We start from the raw sequence: 323 nt of genomic DNA, 5'->3' as shown, positions 1-323 counted from the left end.
AACACAGTTTAATTCCTCTATTATCTTCGTTTATATACTGGACTTGAACCAGTGACCCTCGCCTTGTAAGGGCGATGCTCTCCCAACTGAGCTAATCACCCACATATAAATTAAACTAAACTATTATAAAAATAGTACTGGACTTTAACCAGTGAACCTCGCCGTTATTTGTAAATAACGATGACACTCTCTTATTTCTAACTGAGCTAATTACCCATATAGAACTTAGATACGACACATTAGAATGTGGTGGGTGATACTGGACTTGAACCAGTGACCCTCGCCTTGTAAGGGCGATGCTCTCCCAACTGAGCTAATCACCC

At 40.6% G+C, this 323-nt stretch carries 2 tRNA genes; both read right to left on the bottom strand.

What is annotated here, in order from left to right:
• Positions 1-30: 30 nt before the first annotated feature.
• Positions 31-96, bottom strand: a tRNA-Val gene (locus tag CWB77_RS17385).
• 151 nt (positions 97-247) lie between these two features.
• Positions 248-323, bottom strand: a tRNA-Val gene (locus CWB77_RS17380).

Origin of the sequence: Pseudoalteromonas sp. S1610 (assembly GCF_005887465.1) — a bacterium.
Classification (GTDB): Bacteria; Pseudomonadota; Gammaproteobacteria; order Enterobacterales; family Alteromonadaceae; genus Pseudoalteromonas; species Pseudoalteromonas undina.
This window is presented reverse-complemented; position numbering and strand designations above follow the sequence as displayed.